The sequence below is a fragment of the Marinococcus halotolerans DSM 16375 genome (assembly GCF_000420725.1).
Taxonomy (GTDB): domain Bacteria; phylum Bacillota; class Bacilli; order Bacillales; family Marinococcaceae; genus Marinococcus; species Marinococcus halotolerans.
The window spans coordinates 1-24,747 of sequence record NZ_ATVM01000027.1 but is presented as its reverse complement, the minus strand read 5'-3'; the positions used below and the strand labels follow the sequence as shown (position 1 = coordinate 24,747).

24 protein-coding genes and 1 pseudogene are annotated in these 24,747 nt (G+C 47.8%); 1 reads left to right on the top strand and 24 read right to left on the bottom strand.

The features are described from left to right. Window positions 1-176: 176 nt before the first annotated feature. The 21 genes from recO to lepA all read right to left on the bottom strand — a co-directional run bounded on the left by recO (window position 177) and on the right by lepA (window position 20,027). On the bottom strand, window positions 177-926 hold the full coding sequence (gene recO, locus G548_RS0114920; protein ID WP_022794955.1) for a DNA repair protein RecO: 750 nt from the start codon (window positions 924-926) through the stop codon (window positions 177-179). A 27-nt stretch (window positions 927-953) separates the two neighbouring features. Continuing rightward, window positions 954-1,856 (bottom strand): GTPase Era, encoded by a 903-nt coding sequence (gene era, locus G548_RS0114915; RefSeq protein ID WP_022794954.1) that lies wholly within the window; start codon window positions 1,854-1,856, stop codon window positions 954-956. A 29-nt stretch (window positions 1,857-1,885) separates the two neighbouring features. Beyond that, window positions 1,886-2,275, bottom strand: a complete 390-nt coding sequence (locus tag G548_RS0114910) for a cytidine deaminase (protein WP_027847461.1) — start codon at window positions 2,273-2,275, stop codon at window positions 1,886-1,888. A gap of 22 nt (window positions 2,276-2,297) precedes the next feature. After that, window positions 2,298-2,681: a diacylglycerol kinase family protein gene (locus tag G548_RS0114905; protein WP_022794952.1), complete on the bottom strand. Its 384-nt coding sequence runs from the start codon at window positions 2,679-2,681 to the stop codon at window positions 2,298-2,300. Then, window positions 2,665-3,126 carry an rRNA maturation RNase YbeY gene (ybeY, locus tag G548_RS0114900; protein ID WP_022794951.1) on the bottom strand — a complete coding sequence of 154 codons (462 nt, stop codon included), beginning with the start codon at window positions 3,124-3,126 and terminating at the stop codon, window positions 2,665-2,667. Before ybeY ends, G548_RS0114905 begins: the two co-directional genes overlap by 17 nt. A 16-nt stretch (window positions 3,127-3,142) precedes the next feature. After that, entirely contained in the window at window positions 3,143-4,147 is a 1,005-nt protein-coding gene (locus tag G548_RS0114895; protein ID WP_022794950.1) for a PhoH family protein, read from the bottom strand. A gap of 159 nt (window positions 4,148-4,306) precedes the next feature. Further along, complete coding sequence (locus G548_RS0114890; RefSeq protein ID WP_022794949.1) at window positions 4,307-4,936, bottom strand: hypothetical protein; 630 nt, start codon at window positions 4,934-4,936, stop codon at window positions 4,307-4,309. 34 nt (window positions 4,937-4,970) lie between these two features. After that, the gene (gene floA, locus G548_RS0114885; protein ID WP_022794948.1) at window positions 4,971-5,981 is read right to left on the bottom strand and encodes a flotillin-like protein FloA; all 1,011 of its coding nucleotides are present in this window, start codon (window positions 5,979-5,981) and stop codon (window positions 4,971-4,973) included. Window position 5,982: 1 nt separating this feature from the next. Beyond that, window positions 5,983-7,335: an NfeD family protein gene (locus G548_RS0114880; RefSeq protein WP_022794947.1), complete on the bottom strand. Its 1,353-nt coding sequence runs from the start codon at window positions 7,333-7,335 to the stop codon at window positions 5,983-5,985. A 172-nt stretch (window positions 7,336-7,507) separates the two neighbouring features. Next, window positions 7,508-7,954 (bottom strand): GatB/YqeY domain-containing protein, encoded by a 447-nt coding sequence (locus G548_RS0114875; RefSeq protein ID WP_022794946.1) that lies wholly within the window; start codon window positions 7,952-7,954, stop codon window positions 7,508-7,510. Between the two features lie 20 nt (window positions 7,955-7,974). Next, entirely contained in the window at window positions 7,975-8,148 is a 174-nt protein-coding gene (gene rpsU, locus G548_RS0114870; protein ID WP_022794945.1) for a 30S ribosomal protein S21, read from the bottom strand. 130 nt (window positions 8,149-8,278) lie between these two features. Continuing rightward, the gene (deoC, locus tag G548_RS0114865; protein WP_022794944.1) at window positions 8,279-8,947 is read right to left on the bottom strand and encodes a deoxyribose-phosphate aldolase; all 669 of its coding nucleotides are present in this window, start codon (window positions 8,945-8,947) and stop codon (window positions 8,279-8,281) included. Window positions 8,948-8,975: 28 nt separating this feature from the next. Further along, on the bottom strand, window positions 8,976-10,310 hold the full coding sequence (gene mtaB / locus G548_RS0114860) for a tRNA (N(6)-L-threonylcarbamoyladenosine(37)-C(2))-methylthiotransferase MtaB (RefSeq protein WP_027847458.1): 1,335 nt from the start codon (window positions 10,308-10,310) through the stop codon (window positions 8,976-8,978). Further along, window positions 10,307-11,065 (bottom strand): RsmE family RNA methyltransferase, encoded by a 759-nt coding sequence (locus tag G548_RS0114855; RefSeq protein WP_027847457.1) that lies wholly within the window; start codon window positions 11,063-11,065, stop codon window positions 10,307-10,309. The genes mtaB and G548_RS0114855 overlap by 4 nt, the downstream gene beginning before the upstream one ends. Before the next feature lie 11 nt (window positions 11,066-11,076). Further along, window positions 11,077-12,021 carry a 50S ribosomal protein L11 methyltransferase gene (gene prmA / locus G548_RS0114850; protein ID WP_022794942.1) on the bottom strand — a complete coding sequence of 315 codons (945 nt, stop codon included), beginning with the start codon at window positions 12,019-12,021 and terminating at the stop codon, window positions 11,077-11,079. An 18-nt stretch (window positions 12,022-12,039) separates the two neighbouring features. Beyond that, on the bottom strand, window positions 12,040-13,161 hold the full coding sequence (gene dnaJ / locus G548_RS0114845; RefSeq protein ID WP_022794941.1) for a molecular chaperone DnaJ: 1,122 nt from the start codon (window positions 13,159-13,161) through the stop codon (window positions 12,040-12,042). A gap of 171 nt (window positions 13,162-13,332) precedes the next feature. Then, a complete protein-coding gene (gene dnaK, locus G548_RS0114840) occupies window positions 13,333-15,171 on the bottom strand; it encodes a molecular chaperone DnaK (RefSeq protein WP_022794940.1) in 1,839 nt (612 codons plus the stop codon). 37 nt (window positions 15,172-15,208) lie between these two features. Next, entirely contained in the window at window positions 15,209-15,793 is a 585-nt protein-coding gene (gene grpE / locus G548_RS0114835; RefSeq protein WP_156847959.1) for a nucleotide exchange factor GrpE, read from the bottom strand. A gap of 93 nt (window positions 15,794-15,886) precedes the next feature. Continuing rightward, window positions 15,887-16,921, bottom strand: a complete 1,035-nt coding sequence (gene hrcA, locus G548_RS0114830) for a heat-inducible transcriptional repressor HrcA (RefSeq protein WP_022794938.1) — start codon at window positions 16,919-16,921, stop codon at window positions 15,887-15,889. A 79-nt stretch (window positions 16,922-17,000) separates the two neighbouring features. Continuing rightward, the gene (gene hemW, locus G548_RS0114825; RefSeq protein ID WP_022794937.1) at window positions 17,001-18,143 is read right to left on the bottom strand and encodes a radical SAM family heme chaperone HemW; all 1,143 of its coding nucleotides are present in this window, start codon (window positions 18,141-18,143) and stop codon (window positions 17,001-17,003) included. A gap of 60 nt (window positions 18,144-18,203) precedes the next feature. Continuing rightward, window positions 18,204-20,027, bottom strand: a complete 1,824-nt coding sequence (lepA, locus tag G548_RS0114820; protein WP_022794936.1) for a translation elongation factor 4 — start codon at window positions 20,025-20,027, stop codon at window positions 18,204-18,206. 233 nt (window positions 20,028-20,260) lie between these two features. Between lepA and rpsT the strand changes: the two genes are divergently transcribed. Next, window positions 20,261-20,527, top strand: coding sequence for a 30S ribosomal protein S20 (gene rpsT, locus G548_RS0114815; protein ID WP_022794935.1), 267 nt, complete (start codon window positions 20,261-20,263; stop codon window positions 20,525-20,527). A 31-nt stretch (window positions 20,528-20,558) separates the two neighbouring features. Here the strand turns inward: rpsT and holA are convergent, their stop codons facing one another. The 3 genes and pseudogenes from holA to ltrA form a co-directional block, all read right to left on the bottom strand. Further along, entirely contained in the window at window positions 20,559-21,578 is a 1,020-nt protein-coding gene (holA, locus tag G548_RS0114810; protein ID WP_051143880.1) for a DNA polymerase III subunit delta, read from the bottom strand. Window positions 21,579-21,668: 90 nt separating this feature from the next. Next, window positions 21,669-22,037: pseudogene (locus G548_RS0114805) on the bottom strand (ComEC/Rec2 family competence protein); the annotation flags it as partial. Between the two features lie 141 nt (window positions 22,038-22,178). Further along, window positions 22,179-24,008 carry a group II intron reverse transcriptase/maturase gene (gene ltrA / locus G548_RS0114800; protein WP_022794933.1) on the bottom strand — a complete coding sequence of 610 codons (1,830 nt, stop codon included), beginning with the start codon at window positions 24,006-24,008 and terminating at the stop codon, window positions 22,179-22,181. Window positions 24,009-24,747 lie beyond the last annotated feature (739 nt).

Here is a 24,747-nt window from a genome sequence, read left to right as displayed (position 1 = left end):
GCCGAAAAGCCGCTTTATCCATTCCGCGCTCCAGAACGCCTTCACAACCGGTCAGCGTGCAGCTTTCACTATCCCGCACTCGCTAAGACTGAAGAAGATTGCTACTACTTTCTTTCCCTGCGCATCGTTATGATTGTATTGAAATAGTACTTAACATTTGCGAGTGTGTCAAGCACTCATTCGACGTTCCACTTTTCCATCTGCTCCAAAAAACGCCTCGCCTTTAAATGGATACCTGCGTACGAATCATAATAGCTGTTCAGGACATCCTTCAGCTCTTTTTTCGTTTCGGCTGATACAGAAACTGAGCCGATCCGGTGCACGTCAATATAGAAAAACGTCCGCAACAGACGTACTGTTTTCGGCTGAATGCGGAAGCGGTACGGATCCATCTCCCAGCAGAGATGACAGAGAAAGCCCGCTTCGCGGATGGAAAAATGAAAGGTGCCCTCCTGCCGGCCGCAGTTTGCGCAGCGGTCGATCACAGGCTGAATGCCTGCCACGGCAGTCATTTTCACTTCAAAGAGACGAATAAGCACTTCAGCATCTTCGCCTTCGTCAATGCGCCGCAAAAGCTGCCAGAACAATTCAAATAAATAAGGGTTTCGTTCCTGGTCCACCGTAACTTTATCGAGAAGTTCGGACAAATAGGAAGCGTAGGAAGTGAGAACGATATCTTCACGCACGCTGCGGAATGAATCCGTTACGTCTCCCTGGCTGAGCGTTCTCATTCCTTTACCCGGGTAGTACACAAACGTTCCGTAAACAAAGGGCTGGGAGATCGATCGCAGTCGGCTGCTTGGTTTCTTTGCCCCTTTGGCCATCATCGCCATTTTCCCGTGCTCTCTTGTATACACCGTTAACACTACATTGGATTCCCCGTAGGAAGCAGTCCGCAAAACAATTCCTTCTGTTTTCTGAATCATGCTGTTCCTCCGCTCACAGGCGATTTCTTAATATTCGTCCTCGCGATATCCGTTCTCACGAAGCAGATACGCGCTGTTTCTCCAGTCCTTTTCCACCTTCACCCAAAGCTCCACAAAGACCTTCGATCCAAGCATTGACTCAATATCTGCTCGGGCCCGCTGCCCGATTTCCTTTAGCATCGAGCCCTGCTTGCCAATAATAATGCCTTTTTGGGTCGGGCGTTCAACGACAATAGTAGCTGCCACATACACCGCGCCGTTTTCCCGTTCCTTCATTTCATCGATAACGACGGCGAGCGAATGCGGAACTTCTTCGCGCGTAAGCTGCAGGGCTTTTTCGCGTATCAGTTCACTCACGATAAACCGTTCCGGGTGATCGGTGACCTGATCTTCCGGATAAAACTGCGGGCCCTCCTCGAGGTATTTGGTAAGTTCCTCGAGAAGTGTCGTCACATTGTTGCCGTTCAACGCAGAAACCGGTACTACCTCGGCAAAATCATACCGTTCGGAATAGCTCGCGATCACTTTGAGCAGCTCGTCCGGATGGACCTTATCAATCTTATTAACGATTAAAAATACCGGTGTGTCTGTCCGCTTCAGTTTTTCGATAATATATTCCTCACCGGGGCCATATGATTCTGACGCATCGATCAGGTATAAAATAATATCAACGTCGTTTAGTGTCTGAAGAGCCGCGCGAACCATAAAATCGCCCAGCTTATGCTTTGGTTTATGAATGCCCGGGGTGTCGATAAAAACAATCTGGGATTCTTCCGTCGTGTAGACTCCCTGGATTTTATTTCTTGTTGTCTGTGCTTTATCACTCATTATCGCAATTTTTTGGCCAAGCACCTGATTCATTAATGTAGATTTACCCGCGTTAGGCCGACCAATTAAAGCGGCAAATCCGGAATGATACTCTTCACTCATTATTTTCCCTCTTCTTTCCTGCTTTCATACTATAAATCCTCCGGGCCGAATGCTCCCGGGAGCAGCTCTTCCATTGTTGTTACTTTCATTTCACCCTGCAGGTTACCTAAAACAATCCGGGCGTCCTTCGGCAGAAACTCAGAAAGCACCTGCCGGCAGGCGCCGCACGGAGCGACCGGTCCTTTCGTATCAGCGATGACAGCTACCATTTTTCCGCTTCGCATGCCTGTACGCAGCGCACTGAATACGGCTGTCCGTTCTGCACAGTTGCTTAACCCATACGACGAGTTCTCAATATTACATCCTTCGTACCACTCGCCGTCCTCTCCTACAAAGACCGCTCCTACCGGAAAGTTGGAATACGGAACATACGCTTGTTCTCTCGCCTGTTTAGCCCGTTCAAGCAGTTCGTTTTCTATAGCCAATGTTTTTCCCCCTTTGTCAGCTCAGCCATTCCCATAAGAAAGGCATAAAAATCATCACACCGATGATAACAGCAAATACAGCATAAATGAGCACCGCGCCGGCAGCAATGTCCTTGACCTCTCCTGCAGTTTTATTCCATTCCGGAGAGACTAAATTCACCAGGCGCTCCAGCGCGGAATTGACCATTTCGAGTACAAGCATCCCGGCAATTGCCAGCAATAGAACGGTCCACTGCCATAAAGCGAGCCCGCACAACCATCCTAAAAGAACAGCCGCCAGGCCAAAAAAAACGTGGAAGCGCATGTGACGCTCTTCCCGGAAGGCGAGGCGGATGCCTTTTCCGGCAAATACAAACCCGTCCCTCCAGCGCCTGGGCAGCGATTTATCGCGGTAATCCATACGCTTCCAGGATCCTTTCCTGACGCGAAAACATTGTTTGTTCTTCTTCTTTATTCATATGATCATAACCAAGCAGATGCAGCAGGCCGTGAACGGCCAGAAAGCCCAGCTCCCTTTCAAACGAATGACCATACTCCTCTGCCTGCTCCCGGGCTTTAGGAACGCTGATAATGATGTCTCCGAGCAGGTTCGGTATGCCCTCGGCCTGAGGCTGAATTTCGTCGTCATTCAGTGCAAATGAAATCACATCAGTCGGCCGGTCAATCTCCCGGTACTCCCTGTTCACTGCCTGAATCATTTCATTATCCACAAAACTCACAGAAACCTCCGAGCCGTCTACGACTCCTTCTTCTTCACATGCGAACTGCAGGATGTTCTGCACCAGCTCCCAATGCTTCGGCTCCACTCGTTCCGTTTCGTCCACCATATCTACTTCAATGCTCACACCTGTCCACCCCTGACTAGTTTTTTGTTGGTTTGTCCGGTCGGTTCAACGTACGCTTTGGGTCGCCTTCCTCCTGTTCGTACGCATCAAGAATCTGCTGCACCAGTGTATGCCGCACGACGTCCGTGGCCTCCAAGTAAACGAATCCGATATGATCGATGTTTTTTAAAATGCGCGCTGCCACCTTCAAACCTGACTGCTGGCCTTTCGGAAGATCAATCTGGGTGAGGTCCCCGTTAACGATCATTTTTGAACCAAAGCCGAGCCGCGTTAAAAACATCTTGATCTGTTCCTTCGTCGTATTCTGTGCTTCATCGAGAATAACAAAGGCATCGTCGAGCGTCCGGCCTCTCATATAAGCGAGGGGGGCCACTTCAATCGTGCCTCTCTCCATTAACCGCTGTGTATGCTCTGCCCCAAAAATGTTATGAAGAGCGTCATACAGCGGACGCAGGTATGGGTCCACCTTTTCTTTCAGGTCTCCCGGAAGAAACCCGAGGCTTTCTCCGGCCTCTACCGCCGGACGGGTTAACACAATACGCTTCACCCGTCCCTCCTTTAAAGCATTGACCGCCATCACAACTGCCAGATAGGTTTTTCCTGTCCCAGCCGGGCCAACGCCAAATATCATATCTTTACGGCGGATCTGGTCGATATATTCTTTCTGCCCTAAGGTTTTAATCATGACCGGCTTGCCTTCAGCGTTTACCGCAATCTGCTCCTGAAATAGATCTTCAAGCTTTTCAAGCTTTCCTTCTTCGGCAAGCTGCGCTGCATAGACAACATCACGCTCGGAAATCCGCACCCGTTTTTTTAACAGCCTGGCCAATGCTTCAATGACTTCTTCAACCAGCGCTGCCTGCTTTTCATTTCCTTCTACGATCAGCGAGCCGCCCCGGGTAATAATCGAAACGTCCAGCTTTTCTTCGAGCCTCTCAATGTGCACATCGTTTGGACCAAACAGCTGCTGGATGTCATTCATTTCATTCACCTGTAGTTCTAGCGTTTTCTTTTCGGTCAATATAGCTCAGTCTCCTTGAGTATAATATCATATCCTTGCTGTTATCAGTTTTTTCGTTAGTATGCTAACTCTACTCTACCACCACGCTAAGGGTGTTGCAAAAAATAGCAGACATTTTACGCTTTTAAGGAAAAAAAGAACCTGATCCAAAGATCAGGCTCACTCGTTACTGCTTTTGTTTGTAGAACGGTGCGGCGCAACTTTTTCACGCGACATCGTTGACTGTCTCTGGTAAGGATAGCCGCTGCGTCTTGTAACCGGCGGGCTGAGAACCTCCGCCCACACAAGACCGTTTGCCGCTTCTTTTTTATTTATCGACCGCGGATTTCTCCGCGGCCCGCCGATTTCTCCGTCTGACGTGACACTTCCACGTTCAGCGGACTGCCGCGAAGCGCGCTCGAGACGCTGGCTTGCATTTTTCTTTTGCTTTTGAAGCTCTTCACGGCGCTTTTCATATTCCTTTAAAGCACTGCTTTTATTCTGAGGCTCGTCTGCCTCTTCTTTGTACAGCTCTGACTCTGCTTCCGGCACCCGGCGCGTTGGATGATTGCCAGGGCTTCCGGAAGGATCATTCTGAGGACGGTTAGGTGTGTTTTCCTTGCGGGCATTTTCAAACTCTTCAAACAGGTCCTCGAGCTTTCCGAACGCTCCGCGCCGTCTCGAATCGCTGTCGCTGCCCTCCTGCTGCTGGCTGCTGCTGTCCCCCCGGCCGAGAAACGTAATCAAACCGCCGAAGAGCAGCAGTAAAATCCACAGGTTATTAAACACTAGTTCAAACAGCTGCTCCATCGCTTCATTCACCTTCTTCTACGGACAAAGTCCCTTATTTATCGGTGTGTGGACGGTTATACGGCCCGTTTTGATCGTCGTCTTTACCGGATTTACTGATCGATTCACGCATATCCGTATCAGACATTACGTTCTGGATATTCATATAATCCATGACGCCAAGGTTTCCGGAACGCAGTGCTTCTGCCATTGCCATTGGCACTTCTGCTTCGGACTCGGTAACTTTCGCGCGCATTTCTTCTACGCGTGCTTTCATTTCCTGCTCCTGAGCAACAGCCATGGCACGACGTTCTTCGGCTTTCGCCTGGGCGATGTTTTTGTCTGCTTCCGCCTGGTCTGTCTGCAGTTCTGCACCAATGTTTTTGCCAATGTCAATATCGGCTATATCAATGGATAAAATCTCAAAGGCCGTACCTGAATCCAGGCCTTTGGAAAGAACCGTCTGCGAGATGCTGTCCGGGTTTTCCAGCACTTTTTTATGATTCTGCGAAGAACCAATCGTCGAAACAATACCTTCACCAACACGGGCGATAACGGTATCTTCGCCGGCGCCCCCTACCAGGCGGTCTATGTTTGCCCGGACGGTGATTCTTGCTTTTGCTTTTACTTCAATACCGTCCATTGCCACACCGGCAATAAACGGTGTTTCAATAACTTTCGGGTTAACACTCATCTGTACGGCTTCCAACACGTCACGGCCGGCAAGATCGATAGCAGCACAACGCTCAAATGTAAGTTCAATATTTGCACGCTGGGCAGCGATTAGTGCGTTAACCACACGGTCTACGTTACCACCTGCCAGGTAGTGGCCTTCAAGCTTGTTCAATTCAATATCGAGTCCAGCTTTTTCTGCTTTGATCATCGGGTTTACTACTCTCGACGGAATAACTCTCCGGAGCCGCATGCCGACGAGCTGGAAAATACCTACTTTCACTCCTGCAGCAAGCGCCGAAATCCAGAGCGCAACCGGAACAAAAGTGAATAAAATGACGAGCGCTATTAAAATAATAGCTAATACAATAACGAGACCTATATCAATTCCCATGTCATGATTCCCTTCTTTCTTTGTTAGTGTATGGCTTTACTACAACACGCGTGCCTTCTACACGCACTACCTGCACAGCGTCTCCGCGCTCAAGATAGCGGCCGTCTGAAACAACATCAATTTTTTCCCCGTCAATATCTACTGCACCGGTCGGATGCAGCGGGGTTAATGCCGTTCCTTCTCTGCCCAGTAAGTCCGTTCTGCCTTCATTTGACACATATCCTTCCTTCGAAGAAAAAGTATCCTGCAGCACCAGCTTTTTCATTGGCCCCCGTTTTCCAAAACCAACCACCATGACTACTGCTGCAATGATGGCGGCTACCGCTGCCAGAACGACGGAGATCGCCATGACGGAAACAGAAAATGAAGACATAAACAGACTGCCAACGACTGCCCCTATACCTAATATACCAAAAATTCCAAAACCAGGAACAAAGAATTCTATCAGCAGTAATATCAGGCCGACGCCAAACAGCAGCAGTCCTTCGAAACCGGCAAAGCCAGCGATCATATGACCGAAAAAGAAAAGTCCTAAAGACGCGAGACCAATGCCTCCGAAAATACCAAATCCCGGTGAAAATATTTCAAGTATTAGGCCGATCATACCGACGCTCAATAAAATCGGAATCACATAGGGACTGGTTACCCATCTTGCGATCTGCTCAGCGGCACTGATATCTGCTTCTTCCACTGCAGCATCGCCCAGGTTCATCTGACTGAGAAGATCATCCCTGCTGTCGGCAATGTATTCTGCATAGCCCACTTCCTCAGAAGCTGCTTCCGACGCCGTAAGCGTTAACAGTTCACCTTCTCCGGCACGATAATCCGGCAGTTCAACTCCAGGGTCAGCCATTGCTTCTGCATACACCGGGTCCCTGTCGTTTGATTCGGCTGCATTGACCATATTGGACACCCAGGCCGACTGCGCCTTGTCAGAGGCTGCATTTCCTGAGCCGTCAATAACCTGGGCTGCTCCCATTTCCGTTTCAGGAGCCATTGCAATTTCGTCAGCGCTCAAAGCGAGAAACGCTCCTGCTGACATGGCCTGCTCCGTTACATATGCTGTAGTTGGAATAGATGTGCCATTGATAATTGAAGCAATCTCACCTGCGGCATCCACCGCGCCTCCGGGCGTGTCCAGTTCAAAGATAATCCTGTCCGCACCAGCTTCTTCCGCTTCCTCCACCGATCGCTCCAAAAATGCAGCCATCCCCTGCTCAACAGTCTGTTCAACCGGGATCACATACACGGTCTGATTTTCACCGGCCCCCTGTACAGAGGCCGGAAGCCAGGCGGCTGTCATGAAAAGCACGGCAAGAAGAACAGACAACCATCTGCTTTTTCTCTGCTCCACCTCTATCCCCCCTCCCGTTCATTAGTTATATGTCTATACTCTTATGTACGAGGATAAAGATAAAAGCGTTTCAATTTTTTCCCGTTTATTTCAGCAGGAAGACTCGCTTATGTTTTAAAAAAAGAGACCGAACCGGAACTAAACCCTGATTCGATCTCTAGCTTTCTTATTATCAAGAAGATAAATGCTTCTTCACTAATTGATTTACCTGGGAACCGTCCGCTTTTCCGCTGATTTTAGGCATCACCGCCGACATCACTGTCCCCATATCTTTCATCGAAGAGGCATTCTCCTCCTGAATAGTTTCTTTCACAATCGATTCCAATTCTTCATTCGATAAAGGAGCAGGAAGATATTCAGATATGACGTCCATTTCGAACCTGGTCTGTTCTGCTAAATCTTCCCGTCCTGCGTTTTCAAACTCATGGAGGGAATCTTTTCTTTGTTTCATTTCACGGTTTAAAACCGCTGTTGCTTCACTTTCATCAAGCTCTTTATTGAGCTTGATGGCTTCATTCTGCATCGATGCCCGCAGGCCTCTGATGACATTTAAACGCTGTTTTTCCTTGTTTTTCATTGCTGACTTCATGTCACTGCTTAAACGATCCATGAGTTCCAAGGATGCAGCACCTTCTTTACTTAAAACTTACGTTTTCTAGCTTCTTCGCTTTTCTTCTTACGACGAACACTAGGTTTTTCGTAGTGTTTGCGTTTTTTCACTTCAGCCATTGTTCCTTCTTTGGAAAGGCTACGCTTAAAACGGCGAAGAGCGGCATCAATATCTTCATTCTTTTTCTTTCTTGTCTCTGCCATGTGATTCCCTCCCTCCGAACAACCAATCTAACTAATATATGAATAAAGTTTATTATCCAAATACTAGCCATTTGGTAAATAGTATAAAGCATCTACACCAAAAAATCAACGAGCGCGCAGGCAGAGATTGTTAGTAGTTTTCGCTTGAGGTTTCGCCCTGCAGTATTTTCACACCAGAGCTCGCACCGAGCCGGGATGCTCCGGCTTCAATTAATGCAAGAGCAGTCTGACGGTCCCTGACACCGCCGCTCGCTTTCACGCCGGCACGGTCGCCCACTGCCTCTTTCATCAGCCGCACATCTTCAATCGTTGCTCCTCCTCCATTAAAACCGGTGGATGTTTTCACAAAATCCGCTCCGGCTTCAACGGCAAGGCTGCAGGCCGTCTTCTTCTCTTCATCCGTTAGGAGTGCTGTTTCTATTATCACTTTCACCAGCGCCTCCTGATTTGCAGCCTGTACGACTGCCTCAATGTCCGCGCGGACCAGGTCGTCTTCCCCGCTTTTTAAGGCGCCGATGTTAATAACCATATCAACTTCCTTCGCCCCGTTGGCGATGGCATTTTTTACTTCAAATGCTTTTGTTTCCGGATTCGTGGCGCCGAGCGGAAAACCGATCACTGTGCAGACAAGCACACCGGAGCCTTCCAACTCTTTTGCCGCAAAAGGCACCATTGCCGGATTAATGCATACAGATTTGAAATGATTGTCTTTGGCTTCCGTGGTGATACGTTTAATGTCTTCAAACGTTGTTTCCGGCTTCAGCAGCGTGTGATCAATATATTGCGCGAGATCTGCCATACTTTCTCCTCCAGTTCAACTGTTATAGTTATACAAGCGTTGCTGTATCGTGGTCGAGCACGCGTACAAATTCCCCTTCATTCAATGGGTAGCCCGCATTCGTAATTTTCACGCGCACAATTTCGCCACGCCATTCCGGGTTCGCAGGGAAACGCACCTTTATATAATTCGTTGAATAGCCGACAAAGTAACCTGGTTTTTCTTTATCTTCTTCTTCGGGGATTACTTCTACGACTTCATTTTCAAAGCGCGATGCATACTCTTTTGCTAGTTGATTGGACAGCTCAATCAGCCGGTGGACCCGGTCATTTTTTTCCTCATCCTCAACCTGGTCGCTCATTTTAGCAGCAGGAGTACCGGTTCTTTTGGAGTACGGAAATACGTGCAGCTCTGAGAAACGCTGGTCCCGGATAAAGTCGTACGTCTGCTGGAATTCTTCTTTCGTTTCTCCCGGAAAGCCTACAATCACATCTGTTGTAATCGCGCATTCCGGAAGGGCTTCACGCAGTTTTTCGAGACGGTCCGCATAAAATTCCACGCTGTATTTTCTTCTCATTCTTTTAAGCACGGTGTTCGAGCCAGCCTGAAGCGGCACGTGCAGATGATTTACTACTTTGTTTGAACTGCGGAGCACGTCAATTACTTCATCGGTGATCTGACTTGCTTCTATGGAAGAAATACGGATCCGTTTTAGTCCATCAATGGTTTCAAGGTCCCGGAGCAGGCCCGCGATATTGTAGTCTTTTAAGTCTTCACCGTAGCCGCCGGTATGAATGCCTGTCAGCACCAGTTCCTTATAGCCTTTTTCAACCAACTGTTCCGCCTGATGCATAACCTCTTCCGGGTTTCTCGAACGGAGGAGGCCACGGGCCCAGGGGATAATGCAGAAGGTGCAGAAATTATTGCATCCTTCCTGAATTTTAAGCGACGCTCTCGTACGGTCGGTAAACTCCGGTACATCGAGCTCTTCGTACACACGGTTTTTCATAATATTGCTTACACCGTTAATTGGTTCCCGTGATACCGTGTACTCTTCAATATATTCGAGCATTTTTTTGCGGTCCTGCGTGCCGACGACAATGTCGACGCCCGGGATATCCATGATTTCTCCCGGAGAAGTCTGGGCATAACAGCCGGTAACGCATATGATTGCGTCCGGGTTTTTACGCACCGCGCGCCGGATTACCTGGCGGCTTTTTTTATCTCCGGTGTTGGTCACCGTACAGGTGTTGATGACATAGACGTCCGCGGTCTGATCAAATTCCTTTTTTTCATAGCCGTCTTTTTTAAACAGCTGCCATATGGCTTCCGTCTCGTAATGGTTTACTTTACAGCCAAGAGTATGAAACGCCACTGATCTCATTGTATGTTTCCCTCCTGAATTTCATAATAATATGTCACTGCTCCAAGCAGCAGCAAAGAAGCGGTTTCACTGCGGACAATTCTTTTTCCCAGGGAAGTCGATGGAATGCGCTGTTCCTCAAACAGGGAAAGCTCGTTACGGGAGAACCCGCCCTCCGGGCCAATAAATGCAAGCAGCGTTTTTGGATGCCGGCTGAAAACGTCGGGGAGCTTTGCGGGCACCCCCGCTCTCGCCTCTGCTTCCGATAAAACGACCCGGTTCTCAATGGAAGCCGTGCCTTCTATAATCTTACGTGCTGAGGAAAAATAAACAATTTCCGGTATATACATCCGCTCCGACTGCTCTGCTGCTTCTTTAGCAATTCGGTTTAAACGATCAATTTTCTTTTGCCGTTTATTCGCATCCCATTTTACCACAGAATGCTCCCCTTCATAAAAGTAAATCGCCGTGACTCCAAGTTCTGTTGCTTTTTGTACGACGGTGTCCATCTTCTCTCCCTTAATCAGAGCCTGGGCAGCGATAATATTTACAGGAAGCTCCGCTCCTCCTGTCCATTCGCTGATTATTTTTGCATGGACACTTTTTTCCTCTACGCTTTCAATTTCAGTCACAAAGGCACGTCCCTGATTGTCTTTACATACAATTTTTTCTCCTGGGCCCATACGCATAACACGGGCAATGTGCTTTGCATCATTACCCGTAATTTGTATATATTCATGCTGTATGGAGGAGGGATCCACAAAATAATGCTGCATATTCCTCTCCTTTATAGCGTCTGCGGCCGGCGGGCGATGATGCACAGCCAGTCTTCGACTGCCCGCACGTCTTCAATCACAAAGCCCGCTTCCGTCAGAGCCTGTTCGACATCCGTACGTTTGCTTTCAATGATACCCGAAGTAATAAACACACCATCCGGCTGAAGAGAGCTGAACGCATCCTCTGCGAGTCGGATAATAATCGGCGCTAAAATATTAGCCACAATGATATCTGCCTGCATCGATTGGTATTCCAACAGATCCGACTGGGCCACAGTAATTTTTTCTGCCATCCCGTTTCGACTGATATTTTCTTCAGCGCTTCTGACGGCGACTTCATCAAGATCGAGCGCAAGAATTTCTCCTGCTTCGAACAAGGCTGCGCCGATAGCGAGGACGCCGGATCCAGTGCCCACGTCGAGGACTGCATGCCCCGGGCGTGTGTACTCTTCAAGCGCCTGCATGCTGAGTACAGTAGTCGGGTGGGTGCCGGTGCCAAATGCCATGCCCGGATCCAGCGTAATGATTTTTTCCCCGCTCTTTTTTTCATACGCTTCCCAGGAAGGCACAATAGTAACTTTGCTCGTGATCTGGACAGGCTTGTAATACTTTTTCCAGGCCTCTGCCCAGTCCTCCTCGGCGATCTCTTTAAGCACCACCTGATTTCGTCCTAAATCAATATCGTAAAGGAACAGTTCATTTATGGATTGCTTAATTTCCTCCACAGTATCGGTGACGTAGCTTGTCATCGGAAGATAGGCTTTTACAAGCGTGCCTTCATCCGGATAATTATCTTCAGAAAGCATAAACCATTCGTCTTCTGCCTCTTCCCATTCCCGCTCCAGGTCGGCTGAATCCTCAATCACCACTCCGCTCGCTCCTGCTTCCTGAAGCACAAACGACACAGGGTCAATTGCCTCCTGGGTAGTGTGGACAGAAATTTCAATCCAATTCATATACCTGCTCCTCTTCTTTTATTCTCCGCGAAACGCCCGTTTCACCCGGTCAAAGAAATTTCCGTGCTGTTCATCGGTTTCTTCATCACCGCTGATTTCTGCGAATTCCCGCAGCAGTTCTTTCTGACGGTCCGTGAGTTTCTTCGGCGTCACTACCTGGACCTTGACATGCTGATCGCCCTGACCGCGTCCGTGTACGTTATTAATGCCTTTATTCCGGAGACGGAATTTTGTGCCGGACTGGGTGCCAGCCGGTATTTTCAATTTAACTTTACCGCGTAGTGTCGGTACTTCGATTTCATCACCAAGCGTTACCTGGACAAACGTAAGTGGCATTTCGCAGTAGACGTCATCTCCGTCACGTTCAAAGAATTCATGCGGCTGTACGTTGAAAACGACAAACAGGTCGCCCGGTGGTCCACCGTTTGCACCCGGCTCGCCCTGACCGCTCACGCGAATTTGCTGGCCATGGTCGACGCCCTCCGGAATATGGATATTGATCTTTTTGTTCCGGCGGATGCGTCCGTTTCCGTTACATGTAGGACATTTTTCTTCCACTTCGACACCCGAGCCGCTGCAGCGGTCACACACGCGCCGGTTCACGACACGTCCAAACGGTGTATTTTGTTCTACATTCATCTGGCCCTGACCGCCGCACTGGCGGCACGTTCTTTTTTCTGTGCCCGGCTTAGCGCCGTCGCCGCCACACGTTTCACAGTTTTCTTCTTTTGGAATTTCAATCTCTGTATCTTTTCCGAAAGCTGCTTCTTTAAAGGTGAGCGTCATCGTATACTGCAGATCCGCCCCCTGTCTTGGAGCGTTTGGATCTCTTGAAGCACCGCCGCCGAAAAACATATCGAAAATGTCGCCAAAGCCGCCGCCGAAGCCGCCGGCTCCTCCGCCGCCGCCAAAACCCTGATTCGGGTCTTCGTGGCCGAAACGATCATAATTTGAACGCTTCTGGGGATCGCTTAATGTATCGTAGGCATCCTTGATTTCAATAAATTTTTCTTCGGCGTCATCTTCCTTGTTAACGTCCGGGTGGTACTGGCGTGCCAGCTTTCTATATGCTTTTTTTATTTCCTGCTCATCTGCGTCTTTGCTGACGCCAAGCACGTCATAATAATCGCGTTTACTCATTGTTCATCTTCACTCCTCGCTCTTATCCATACGTGTTATCTTATCATTCTACAAGAAGACGCTTCAATCTGAAAAACATATTCATTACAGAAAGAAGGGGCCATCCCCTTGAATAGAAGCAGTCAAGTGACCACTATTCGGGACAGCCCCATTCGTCAGCGCTACAGATCGTTAGCTGTTTTTGTTGTTATCATTGTCATCTTTAACATCTTCATAGTCAGCGTCTACAGTATCGTCACTGCTTTCGCCGCCGGCTTCGCCCTGCTCCTGCTGAGCCTGCTGCGCTGCCTGTTCATACATTTTTGTTGTCAGCTGCTGAACGATTTCCTGAAGCTCGTCCTTCGCTGTACGGATAGCTTCAATATCTTCGCCTTCAAGTGCTGTTTTTACTTTTTCTTTTGCGTCCTCAGCCTGCTGCTTTTCGTCTTCTGATACGTTTTCGCCGAGGTCGTTCAGCGTTTTTTCTGTAGTGAAGACAAGCTGATCCGCTTCGTTGCGCACTTCTACTTCTTCTTTACGCTTTTTGTCTGCTTCAGCATTTTCTTCCGCGTCTTTAACCATTTGTTCAATGTCTTCTTCAGAGAGACCGGAAGAAGAAGTGATGGTAATCGACTGCTCTTTGTTTGTGCCAAGGTCTTTCGCACGCACGTTCACAATACCGTTGGCATCAATATCGAAGGTAACTTCGATTTGAGGTACGCCGCGCGGAGCTGGTGGAATGTCTGTCAGCTGGAAACGGCCAAGCGTTTTGTTGTCAGCGGCCATTTCACGCTCGCCCTGCAGCACATGAATATCCACAGAAGGCTGGTTATCAGCCGCTGTTGAGAACGTCTGGGATTTGCTTGTCGGAATCGTCGTGTTCCGGTCGATTAATTTTGTTGTTACGCCGCCCATGGTTTCGATACCAAGAGAAAGTGGTGTAACGTCGAGCAGTACAACGTCTTTTACATCACCGGTGAGTACGCCGGCCTGAACAGCAGCACCTACAGCTACCACTTCGTCCGGGTTAACACCTTTGTGTGGTTCTTTACCGGTTAAGTTTTTAATGCCTTCCTGTACAGCCGGAATACGTGTGGAACCACCAACAAGGATGACTTTATCCACTTCAGAAGCACTGAGGCCGGCGTCTTTCATTGCCTGTCTTGTAGGTCCCATTGTACGTTCAACCAGCTTCGAGGAAAGCTCATCAAACTTAGCACGTGTCAGTGTAAGCTCAAGGTGCTTCGGTCCGCTTTGATCTGCTGTAATAAACGGCAGGGAAATCTGTGTCTGCGTAACGCCGGAAAGATCTTTCTTCGCTTTCTCTGCTGCATCCTTCAAGCGCTGCACTGCCATTTTATCCTGCGAAAGGTCAATGCCGTTTTCTTTGCGGAACTCGTCCACTAAATGATCGATGATTACCTGGTCAAAGTCGTCGCCGCCAAGCTTGTTGTCGCCGGATGTGGAACGCACTTCGAAAAAGCCATCGCCAAGTTCAAGAATGGAAACGTCAAATGTACCGCCGCCGAGGTCAAATACAAGGATCGTCTGGTCCTCTTCTTTTTCAAGACCGTACGCAAGTGCTGCAGCGGTCGGCTCGTTTACAATACGGTCTACTTCAAGACCTGCCACGCGGCCGGCATCTTTTGTTGCCTGACGCTGGGAGTCGTTGAAGTACGCAGGCACTGTGATAACTGCGTTTGTAACAGTCTCGCCAAGATAGCTTTCAGCGTCCGACTTTAATTTCTGGAGAATAATCGCAGAAACTTCCTGCGGATTATATTCTTTGCCTTCGATTTCCACCTTGTAATCTGTACCCATATGACGCTTGATGGAACTGATCGTGTTAGGGTTTGTGATGGACTGGCGCTTTGCCACTTCGCCCACCTGGCGTTCACCGTCTTTGAATGCTACAACTGAAGGAGTGGTGCGGTTGCCTTCCGGGTTCGGAATAACCTGTGCTTCGCCGCCTTCCATAACGGCTACACAAGAGTTTGTTGTACCTAAGTCAATGCCAATTGTTCTACTCATTTTTCTTCCTCCTATACATTACTCTATATCTGAATTTTTAGTTGTTCACTTTTACCATTGAAGGGCGCAGCACACGGTCTTTCAATCTGTATCCCTTCTGCATTTCTTCCACAATCTGATTGGACTCAAACCCTTCTTCGTCAGCCTGCATGACAGCCTGATGAATGGTCGGGTCAAAGTATTCGCCCTGTGCCGGGATTTCTTCTACACCCTGCTGTTCGAGTGCCGATCTGAACTGATTGTAGACCATCGCCATACCGTCAATAAATGACTGGACACTTTCATTGTCCGGCTGGGTCTGCATCGCTCTTTCAAAATTGTCCATTACCGGCAGAAGCTCCTCTGCTAGAGGCTGAACCCGGTACTTGGCGTCTTCTTCTTTTTCCGCTTTCGCTCTGCGGCGCACATTCTCTAAATCTGCCTGGGCACGCAGAGCACGATTTTTCCATTCGTCGATTTCTTTTTCGAGCTCTGCTTCGCGCGAACCTGATTCTTCTTCAAGTTCATCCTCTTCAACATCTTCCGGTTCGAGGATTTCAACGTCTTCTTCGGTTACTTCTTCTTCATTTGGTACTTCCTGATCTTTTTTTTCCTCTTCCTGCTGCTTATTCTTTTCACTCACCTGCGCCACCTCCATAAATGCTGTTGCTATCGTTTTAAGCCATACTTTATCCGACTCTTTATTGAGTTCATCAACCAATAACAAATACTATCATTAAGAGTCTCTCCGGTACAAGTCATCCAACACATTTGAAAGTCCGTAGGAAAGATGATTTACCAGGCTGATGACTTTTTGATATTCCATTCTGGTCGGTCCTACAATGCCAATCGTCCCAACCGGCTTGCCGGCCAGGGAGTACGTAGCAGAAATGATGCTGCAGTGCTCAAACGCTTCATTGGTGTTTTCCTGCCCGATTCTGATCGTCATACCGTTAATGGTTGGTTTTAAGAGCTCGTGAATCAAGTGCTCTTCCTCCATTAATTCGAGCAGCGCCCGCACACGGTCTACATCCTTGAATTCCGGTTGGTTGAGCAGATTGGTTTTTCCTCCGTAAAAGATCTTTTCATGCCTGGACTTCCGAAGAGCCTCTTCCGTAAACGAAAGAGCTGCTTCGTAGTTGAACACGTACCTTTTTAAGACGTCTCTCACTTCAGAAAACAATGCTCGCTGCAATTGATAAAGCGGAATTCCCCGCAGCCGCTCATTTAAAATGTTCGTGATTTGTTCGAGCTCCCCTGCTTCAAGTGTTGGGGGAAGAGCTACCGTATGGTTTTCCACATACCCTGTATCTGTCACGATGACAGCAACAGCTGCTTCTTTTCCAATAGGAACAATTTGAATCTGTCTGAGTCTCGATTCAAACATTTCCGGGCCAAGCACAATAGAGGCATAGCTCGTCAATTCAGACAAAATGCCGGCTGTTTCTTTTACTGCTTCTTCAGCTTCGAGTATTTTACCGGCAAAAAGTGACTGAATGTTATTCATTTCAGGCTCGCTGAAACGGTATGGCAGCAGCAGACGATCCACATACAGCCTGTAAGCTTTTTGGGAAGGAATGCGTCCGGACGAGCTGTGGGTTTTTTCCAAAAAACCGAACTCCTCCAAATCCGCCATATCATTACGGATGGTGGCCGGACTGAACGTAATGCTGTTTTTTTTGGAGATGCTTCTTGAACCTACAGGTTCGGCCGATTGAATATAATCTTCAATGATCGATTGCAAAATGAGTAATTGTCGATCGGTAAGCATTACACATTCTCCTCTGTTAGCACTCGTTTTATCCGAGTGCTAAATCTATTTTATAAGCTATCAAAGGATTTTTGCTTTGTCAATTGTTTTCAGACTCATCATCCAATAAAAATAAAGCAAACACTTCATTACCGAGCAGTTTTCCTTCTTCTGTTAAAAACAAGCGGCCGTCTGCTTCTGTGAGCCACTCCTTCTGCTTCGCTTCCTGAATGCTTTCCGGATATATGTCTTCCACGGCACAGCCGTATTTCTGGTAAAAACGCTCCGTGGATACACCTTCATATAAACGAAGCCCGAGAAACATTTCCTCTTCGATCTGTTCTTTTCTCGTTACCGGATGTGTCGTTTGTACCGGATTACCTTTTTCCTGAACTGCCTGAATATAATGGTTCAACGGTTTAATGTTGGCATAACGCACACCGTCTGTGTAGCCGTGAGCGCCGGCACCGGCTCCGATATATTCTTCATTCTGCCAGTATATCCGGTTGTGACGGCTGCTGTGCCCCGCACTTGCAAAATTGCTGATTTCATAAGCGTGAAGGCCGTGGCTTTCGAGACGATCCACAAGCAGCTCATACATGTCTGCTTCTTCTTCCTCCGGCAGTGGAGCGATCTTTCCTTCCCTCCACCAGTTATAAAACCGGGTCTGCTTTTCAATCTTCAGGGAATAGGCCGAGATATGCGGGGGTGCAAGCGCCATCGCTTCATCAAGCGTCTCTTCCCAGTCCTTTATCGTCTGTCCCGGCAGCCCGAACATTAAATCAATCGAAATGTTATCAAAGCCGGAGTGTCTCGCAGCCCGGACCGTTTCTTTCGCTTCCTCCGCAGAATGTCCCCGTCCGATACTGTTTAACTGGGAGTCATGAAACGTCTGAACGCCAATGCTCAATCGGTCGACTCCCCCTTCCTTCAGCATCGACAGCTTTTCTTCCCCAACATCCCCCGGGTTTACCTCTACCGTGTATTCCTTTAGCTGTGCCACCGGCACATGACGATCCATGATCTGCATCAGCTTCTTTACCTGAACGGCCGAAAGAGCCGTCGGTGTGCCCCCTCCGATATAAACCGTCTGCAGCTGGTCCATCTTGTAGGAGGCGAGTTCACGGTCAAGCGCTTCTAAATACTCATCCACCGGCTGATTGTTAATGAGGAATTTATTAAAATCACAGTAATAACAAATGTATTCACAAAAAGGGATGTGGACGTACAATCCTTTGGCCACGCTTTTCTCTCCTTCTTTATAGAAAAAGCAAAGACCGCCCGGAAGGCAGCCCCGCTTTGCTTAGTCTTTATCCATCTTTAATACAGACATAAATGCTTCCTGCGGAACATCTACTTTTCCAACGCTTTTCATGCGTTTTTTACCTTCCTTCTGCTTTTCGAGCAGCTTACGCTTACGCGTAATATCACCGCCGTAGCATTTGGACAAAACATTTTTCCTCATAGCTTTGATCGTCGAACGGGCGATAACGCTTTTTCCAATCGTCGCCTGTACCGGCACTTCAAACTGCTGGCGCGGAATTAAATCCTTTAGTTTTTCCACGATAGCCTTTCCGCGTTCGTAGGCTACGTCCCGGTGGACAATGACAGACAGCGCATCCACGCTTTCTCCGTTTAACAAAATGTCCATTTTCACGAGGTTGCTTTCTTTAAAGCCGATAAACTCGTAGTCAAATGAAGCATACCCTTTTGTCTGTGACTTCAGCTGATCGAAAAAGTCGTAGACAATCTCGGTTAATGGTAGATCATAGACGATATTCACACGTGTATCATCCATATACTTCATGTCTTTAAATTCCCCGCGTTTAGCCTGGCAAAGCTCCATAACGGCGCCCACGTAATCATTTGGCACCATGACAGTCGCTTTCACAAACGGCTCTTCCACCCATTCCACCTGCTGGGCATCCGGCATGTTGGAAGGGTTATCGATTTCTTTCATTTCCCCGTCCACCATCTGCACGTGATAAATAACGCTCGGGGCGGTGGTGATCAGTTCGATATTATACTCGCGCTCGATGCGTTCCTGAATAATCTCCATATGAAGCAGGCCAAGAAACCCGCAGCGGAAGCCGAAGCCTAGTGCCTGGGATGTCTCTGCTTCAAACTGCAGCGAGCTGTCGTTAAGCTCCAGTCGTTCAAGTGCGTCCCGGAGGGCGTTATATTTGCTTGCATCTGTCGGGAACAGCCCGCAGAAAACCATTGGATTCATGCGTTTGTAGCCCGGCAGCGGCTCTGAGGCCGGATTATGGGCGTTTGTGATTGTATCGCCGACCCTCGAATCACCGACGTTTTTAATGCCGGCAATCACAAATCCAACGTCTCCCACTGTCAGTTCGTCGCAGGAGACCGGCTTCGGATTAAATACGCCGACATCCGATACTTCGAATTCTTTTCCGGTCTGCATCATCCGGATTTTTTCTCCCGGCTTGACCGTTCCTTCTTTAATCCGGATATAGGCGATGACTCCGCGGTACGTATCATAGACAGAGTCGAAAATCATGCCCTGCAGCGGAGCCGAAGGGTCCCCCTGCGGAGGCGGCACCTTTTCAACGATCTGTCTTAAAATTTCGTCTGTGCCTATCCCGTCCTTCGCGGAGGCAAGCACTGCTTCCGAAGCATCGAGGCCGATAACATCTTCGACCTCCTGCTTCACCCGCTCGGGCTCTGCGCTCGGCAGATCCACTTTATTGATAATAGGCAGAATTTCCAGATCATTATCGAGGGCAAGATACACATTCGCAAGCGTCTGGGCTTCAATGCCCTGAGCGGCGTCTACGATCAGAAGCGCCCCCTCACAGGCTGCCAGACTCCGCGACACTTCATAGGAAAAGTCGACGTGCCCCGGAGTGTCAATCAGGTGAAAAATGTACTCTACTCCATCTGTATGTGTATATTTCAGCTGTACAGAATTAAGTTTAATCGTAATGCCTCGTTCTCTTTCTAAATCCATCGCGTCCAGCATCTGGTCTTTCATTTCACGCTGGGTCAACGCACTGGTAGATTCTAAAATCCGGTCAGCAAGCGTCGATTTCCCGTGATCAATATGGGCGATGATCGAAAAGTTACGAATGCGCTTCTGGCGCTCAAGTTTTTCCTGCTCTTTCATTGATTCGATCACTCCTGTTATTACTACTTTGCCGTGCGTTCCGTTCGCAGAGACTAACGTCTATTATAGCAATGCCCCGCTCTTCCTTCAATGTTCGCGTTCGCTTCGCTTTAATTCTGAAAATTTCATCCATTTAACTCTTTCCTGCTGAATCTTGCGCTCAGTCGTGATTTTTGATAGAATCCTTTTGTGCTGATAAAAGAAATGACCGGTAACTAAAGGAGGTGACCACCATGGCAAATATTAAATCCGCAAAAAAGCGCGTGATTATTAATGAAAATCAACGCGTGAAGCAGCAGGCTTTTCGTTCTTCCATGCGTTCGGCTATTAAAGAATTCGACAAAAACATCGATGCAAACAACATTGATGCTGCGAAGAATTCCTACGCGCTCGCGATGAAGAAAGTAGACAAAGCAGCCAGCAAAAACATGATTCACAAAAACGCGGCCAACCGCGCTAAATCCAGAATGCACAAGCGCCTAAGCGCAGTAGCACAATAAGGATAAAACGACTCGGGCCCGAGTCGTTTTTTTATTGTCCAATTTTTTGTCCCGAGACAAGCTTCATAAAACAGAGCTCAAGCGCGAGCTGCTTGTCCATTTTCCCGGCTTTCATCTGATAGTCCGTGGTGCTGAGCAGCTTCAGGGCTTCCTGCAGATACGAATGCGAAAATGACGCTGCCGGCTTTTCAGCCAGCTGCACTGCATATGGATGGACTTTAATCGATCCGGCCATGCGTTTTCGCGAATAGCCCTGCTGCTTCAGGTTTTTCACATGATAAATAATACGCATCTGGCGTGCAAGCAGCGCCAGAATCTTGATCGGCTCTTCTCCCTGCTTAAGCAGGTCGTAATATATGCGGAGCATTGTTTTTGCCTGTCCTTTGACTACGGCATCCACCAGTTCAAACACGTTGTCCTCAAGCGAGCGCGGCACCAGTTTATCCACCGTCTCCATCGTCACTTCCCCACTGCCCGTATAGAGCTGCAGCTTTTTCGCCTCTTCGGCAAGCATCAGAAGGTCTTTGCCGGCAAGTGCAATAAAGCGGTCCATGACTTCACGGCTCATTGAGAGCTGATGGATTTGATTAAACTGCTGCATCCATTTTTTCATCGTCTCTTCGCCGGCGGCTGCTGCTTCGAGTACAACAGCCTGCTTTTTAATTTCTTTTACTACCTTTTTCCGGGCGTCAAGCTTTTCATACGGCGCGGACAGTATTAACACGGTAGTCGGGTTCGGCTGCCTGGCATATGTTTCAAGCGCTTCGATCTTATGCTCCACCTTCTCTTTTTCTTTTGTCCCCGTTAAAAAATAGCAGTTTTTAAGCACAATTACCCGCCGTTCTCCGAAAAAAGGGAGCGTTTCCGCCTCCTCCACAGCGATTTCTACCGGCGTTTCGCGCATATCGAATGTAGACAGGTTGAATTCTCTCTCCTCTTCCGCTAATGCTTTTCCGATAATTTTCTGCTGAATATCCTGAATCATATAGCCTTCTTCACCCTGTAAAAGGTAGAACGGCTGCACGTCCTCCTGCTGTATCTGCTTTTCCATCGTTATATAATCCATCTGCTCACACTTTCCGAACGTATTCTCTTTCTATTTTATCGTATTTTCTTTCTCATTCCTACGAGAAACACTGACTTAATTGCACACCGGGAGCATTTCCTCTCTTGCCGTACGTATACCGGGCTTCTCCCGGGAAGAGGTAATAAATTGAATGGCTCCCTGAAGATCCGTACGCCATACGTTCACGCCTGCTTTTTCAAGTATTTCGAGAGGCTCCGGGTGAGGATGGCCAAAACGGTTGCAGTAGCCTGCTGATATCACCGCATGCTCCGGCTGCACCGCTGCCACGAAATCCTTGTCTGTGGACGTTTTGCTGCCGTGATGGCCCGTTTTCAAAATGTCCACCTGCAGCCCCGTATAAGTCTGCACTATCTGTTTTTCCTGCTCGGCGGAAACGTCTCCAGTCAGCAGCCAGCGTTTTCCGCCCAGCTCAAAATACAAGACTACAGAACGATCATTTTTATCCTCCCATTATAGTGATAGGTAAGATTTTGAGGTAATCTCCATCTTTTCCCCCACTTCACACCGTACGAGCGCGTTTCCGCGCATACGGCGTTCCATCGTTTCTAACTCACTCTTTTATTCTTATGACGGTTTGATCGGTTCTAGGCCAGATGCTTGTCGAAGCTCATTCAGTTTCTTCAAGTGCTTAGGAGCCAACATAACGTACCGAAGGTACTCTTGGATCTTCTTCGTATCCGATAGATGAATCAGTCGATGAATGAACGTATCCACAATGACAAGGTTAGCGTAATGATCACTGCCTCCTCTGGATTTTGGTTGAATATGATGGCAATGGATGCGATCGATTCCAATAGGCTGGCCAGTGACAAAGCACCTTCCATATTGCGCCACATATTTAGAGATCCGGTTATCATTGTATTCAATGCTTTGATTCTTCGAATAATGATTCATGACTTGAGCCAGGGCCCCTCGTGGCAGAGCACGAAGATCTTGGTGAATCTTCTTTCGCCCTTCCTTGGTGTAATTCGTTACATGCTGACTGAAGTTCCGAGGGTTTTTATGATGCACCCCTGTCACAGGGACAAGGCTGGCTTGTTGGATCGAGTAAATCTTTTTCCAAGGAGAAATTCCTCGAGCTCGTTTTTGGAAGCTGGCACTGGTGTCTTTGAATAAGATCGTTGTTGCACAGGTTCGAAATCTGGCTCTCATTGATTGTAAGAGAGTGTAATGGACCTCCGTTAAATCCATGTAAATGGTGGTGGCATACCGATAATAATTTTGTATTCCTCGCACTGTTTGATTAAATCGAAAAACATTTTCTGGTTTAGGGTGGTGTTGAATGTCCTTAATGCGGCGTTTAAGAAGGTGTTTGGTTTTCTGCAGCGAGTGATCGTTCATCGAGCTTTTTACGACGTAACCGTGTTTCGACTGCTGTTGCTGTACCAGTTTTAACTTGAATCCAAGAAACTCCGAGGCATTCTTTTTCAAATTGATCACTCTGGATTTCTTGTCATTAACGGTTAATCCCAATCGGGATTGAAGAAAGTCCACCACAGCGTGATAATAGCGCTTCGATTCTCGGTAGCTTTTCGTCATGATCTTAAAATCGTCCGCATAACGAACAATGAAACCTGCTTTTAAATTCGTGTATTTTTTCGCATAGGCTCGAAAACCGATCGATACCGCTCGATGAGGCTTATACGTTTCCCATTGCGAACTAACCCACCAATCTAATTCATTTAGAACGACATTCGCCAATAACGGGGAAATGATCCCTCCCTGAGGGGTTCCTTCCTGAGGAACACCCTCTCCCTCAATCTCTGTTTTCAACACCTTCGAAATCATTTTCATCAATGATTTATCGCGAATCCCTAATTGCCATAGTTGTTTGAGTAGTTTGCCATGATGAACATGATTAAAGAACCCTTTAATATCAATATCCACACAGTAATGACACTTACCGCGGTTAGCTAACGATACGACCCGGCTAAAGGCATGATGGGCACTACGATTTGGTCGAAAACCATAACTATGAGGATGGAATTTCGCCTCACAAATCGGCTCTAACACCTGTCGTATCGACTGTTGGACCATACGGTCCCAAATGGTAGGAATGCCTAGAGGACGTTTTTCATTCGACCCTTCTTTAGGAATCCACACTCGTCGAACAGGTTGCGGCTGATAGTTTTCCAACCTTTTTCGTACTTCTTGGACGATCTCTCGATCGTTCAAATGCCAAATATCTTGGATGGTTCGCCCATCCTGCCCAGCGGTTTTACTACCTTTGTTGGTTTTGATGTTTCGGTATGCCAACCGAATATTTTGTTCTGCTCCGATCATTTTCATAAGTTGATAAAAGTTGTTCCCGTTTTGGCTAGCCGAATATAAACGATCGTAAGCTGTTTGCATATCGTAATATTCGTGATAGCGTAGGTTCGTTTTCTTTAACATGGCCTGTAACCTCCCTCGTAGATATCTGGAGGATTACATCTCTTAGTCTTACTCGAATCCATGTTAGAACCAATACAATGAGTTAGTTGTCAACGACTAGTGGCTATCCCTCCACGTGGATTAGACGCTTCATTGGTACTGTGCCACCACTTTCCTTGCCATAAATCAAAGTTATCATCGGATAAATTCGATGTTTCCTTTGAACCGTTTCCTTGAGAACAAGCTCTCCACGTTGGCAAGTTACCACGTTCCGTTATTTCTATCTGTACATACACCCGTAGGTCTCCCCTATGAACCTGCTACCTTGAAACCGCCTGTAACGGCTTATGGATTTTCATAAAGGAGAGTCTTACTCATCCACAGTAGCGACACTTATTGTGTCCGAAAGCCTTTCGACTTCCTCCCGATATAGGTCCGTACGATCAGAGATTCGTCTACACATTACTTCAATTCGCTGAAAGTTTCTCGTGTATTCTAACCCTAGGTGTTTTATAGACTTCCGGCCTATAGGGCACATCATCCACCGCTGAATGACTTTCGTTGATCCCATCGGGATCTTACGGCGCCTCTCAGCCGTCTTCATCGAGCTTCATACATGATCGTTCTTGTTCACCATCATGCATGTCGAAGGATTAAAGGAAGCCCTTCCAGGCGTTACCCCTTCATTTGACTTCTCGAAATAACAGTTCACTGTGTTTTTCACAGTGTCTAAGCTTTTCACTTAGAAACGTGTCGCGCC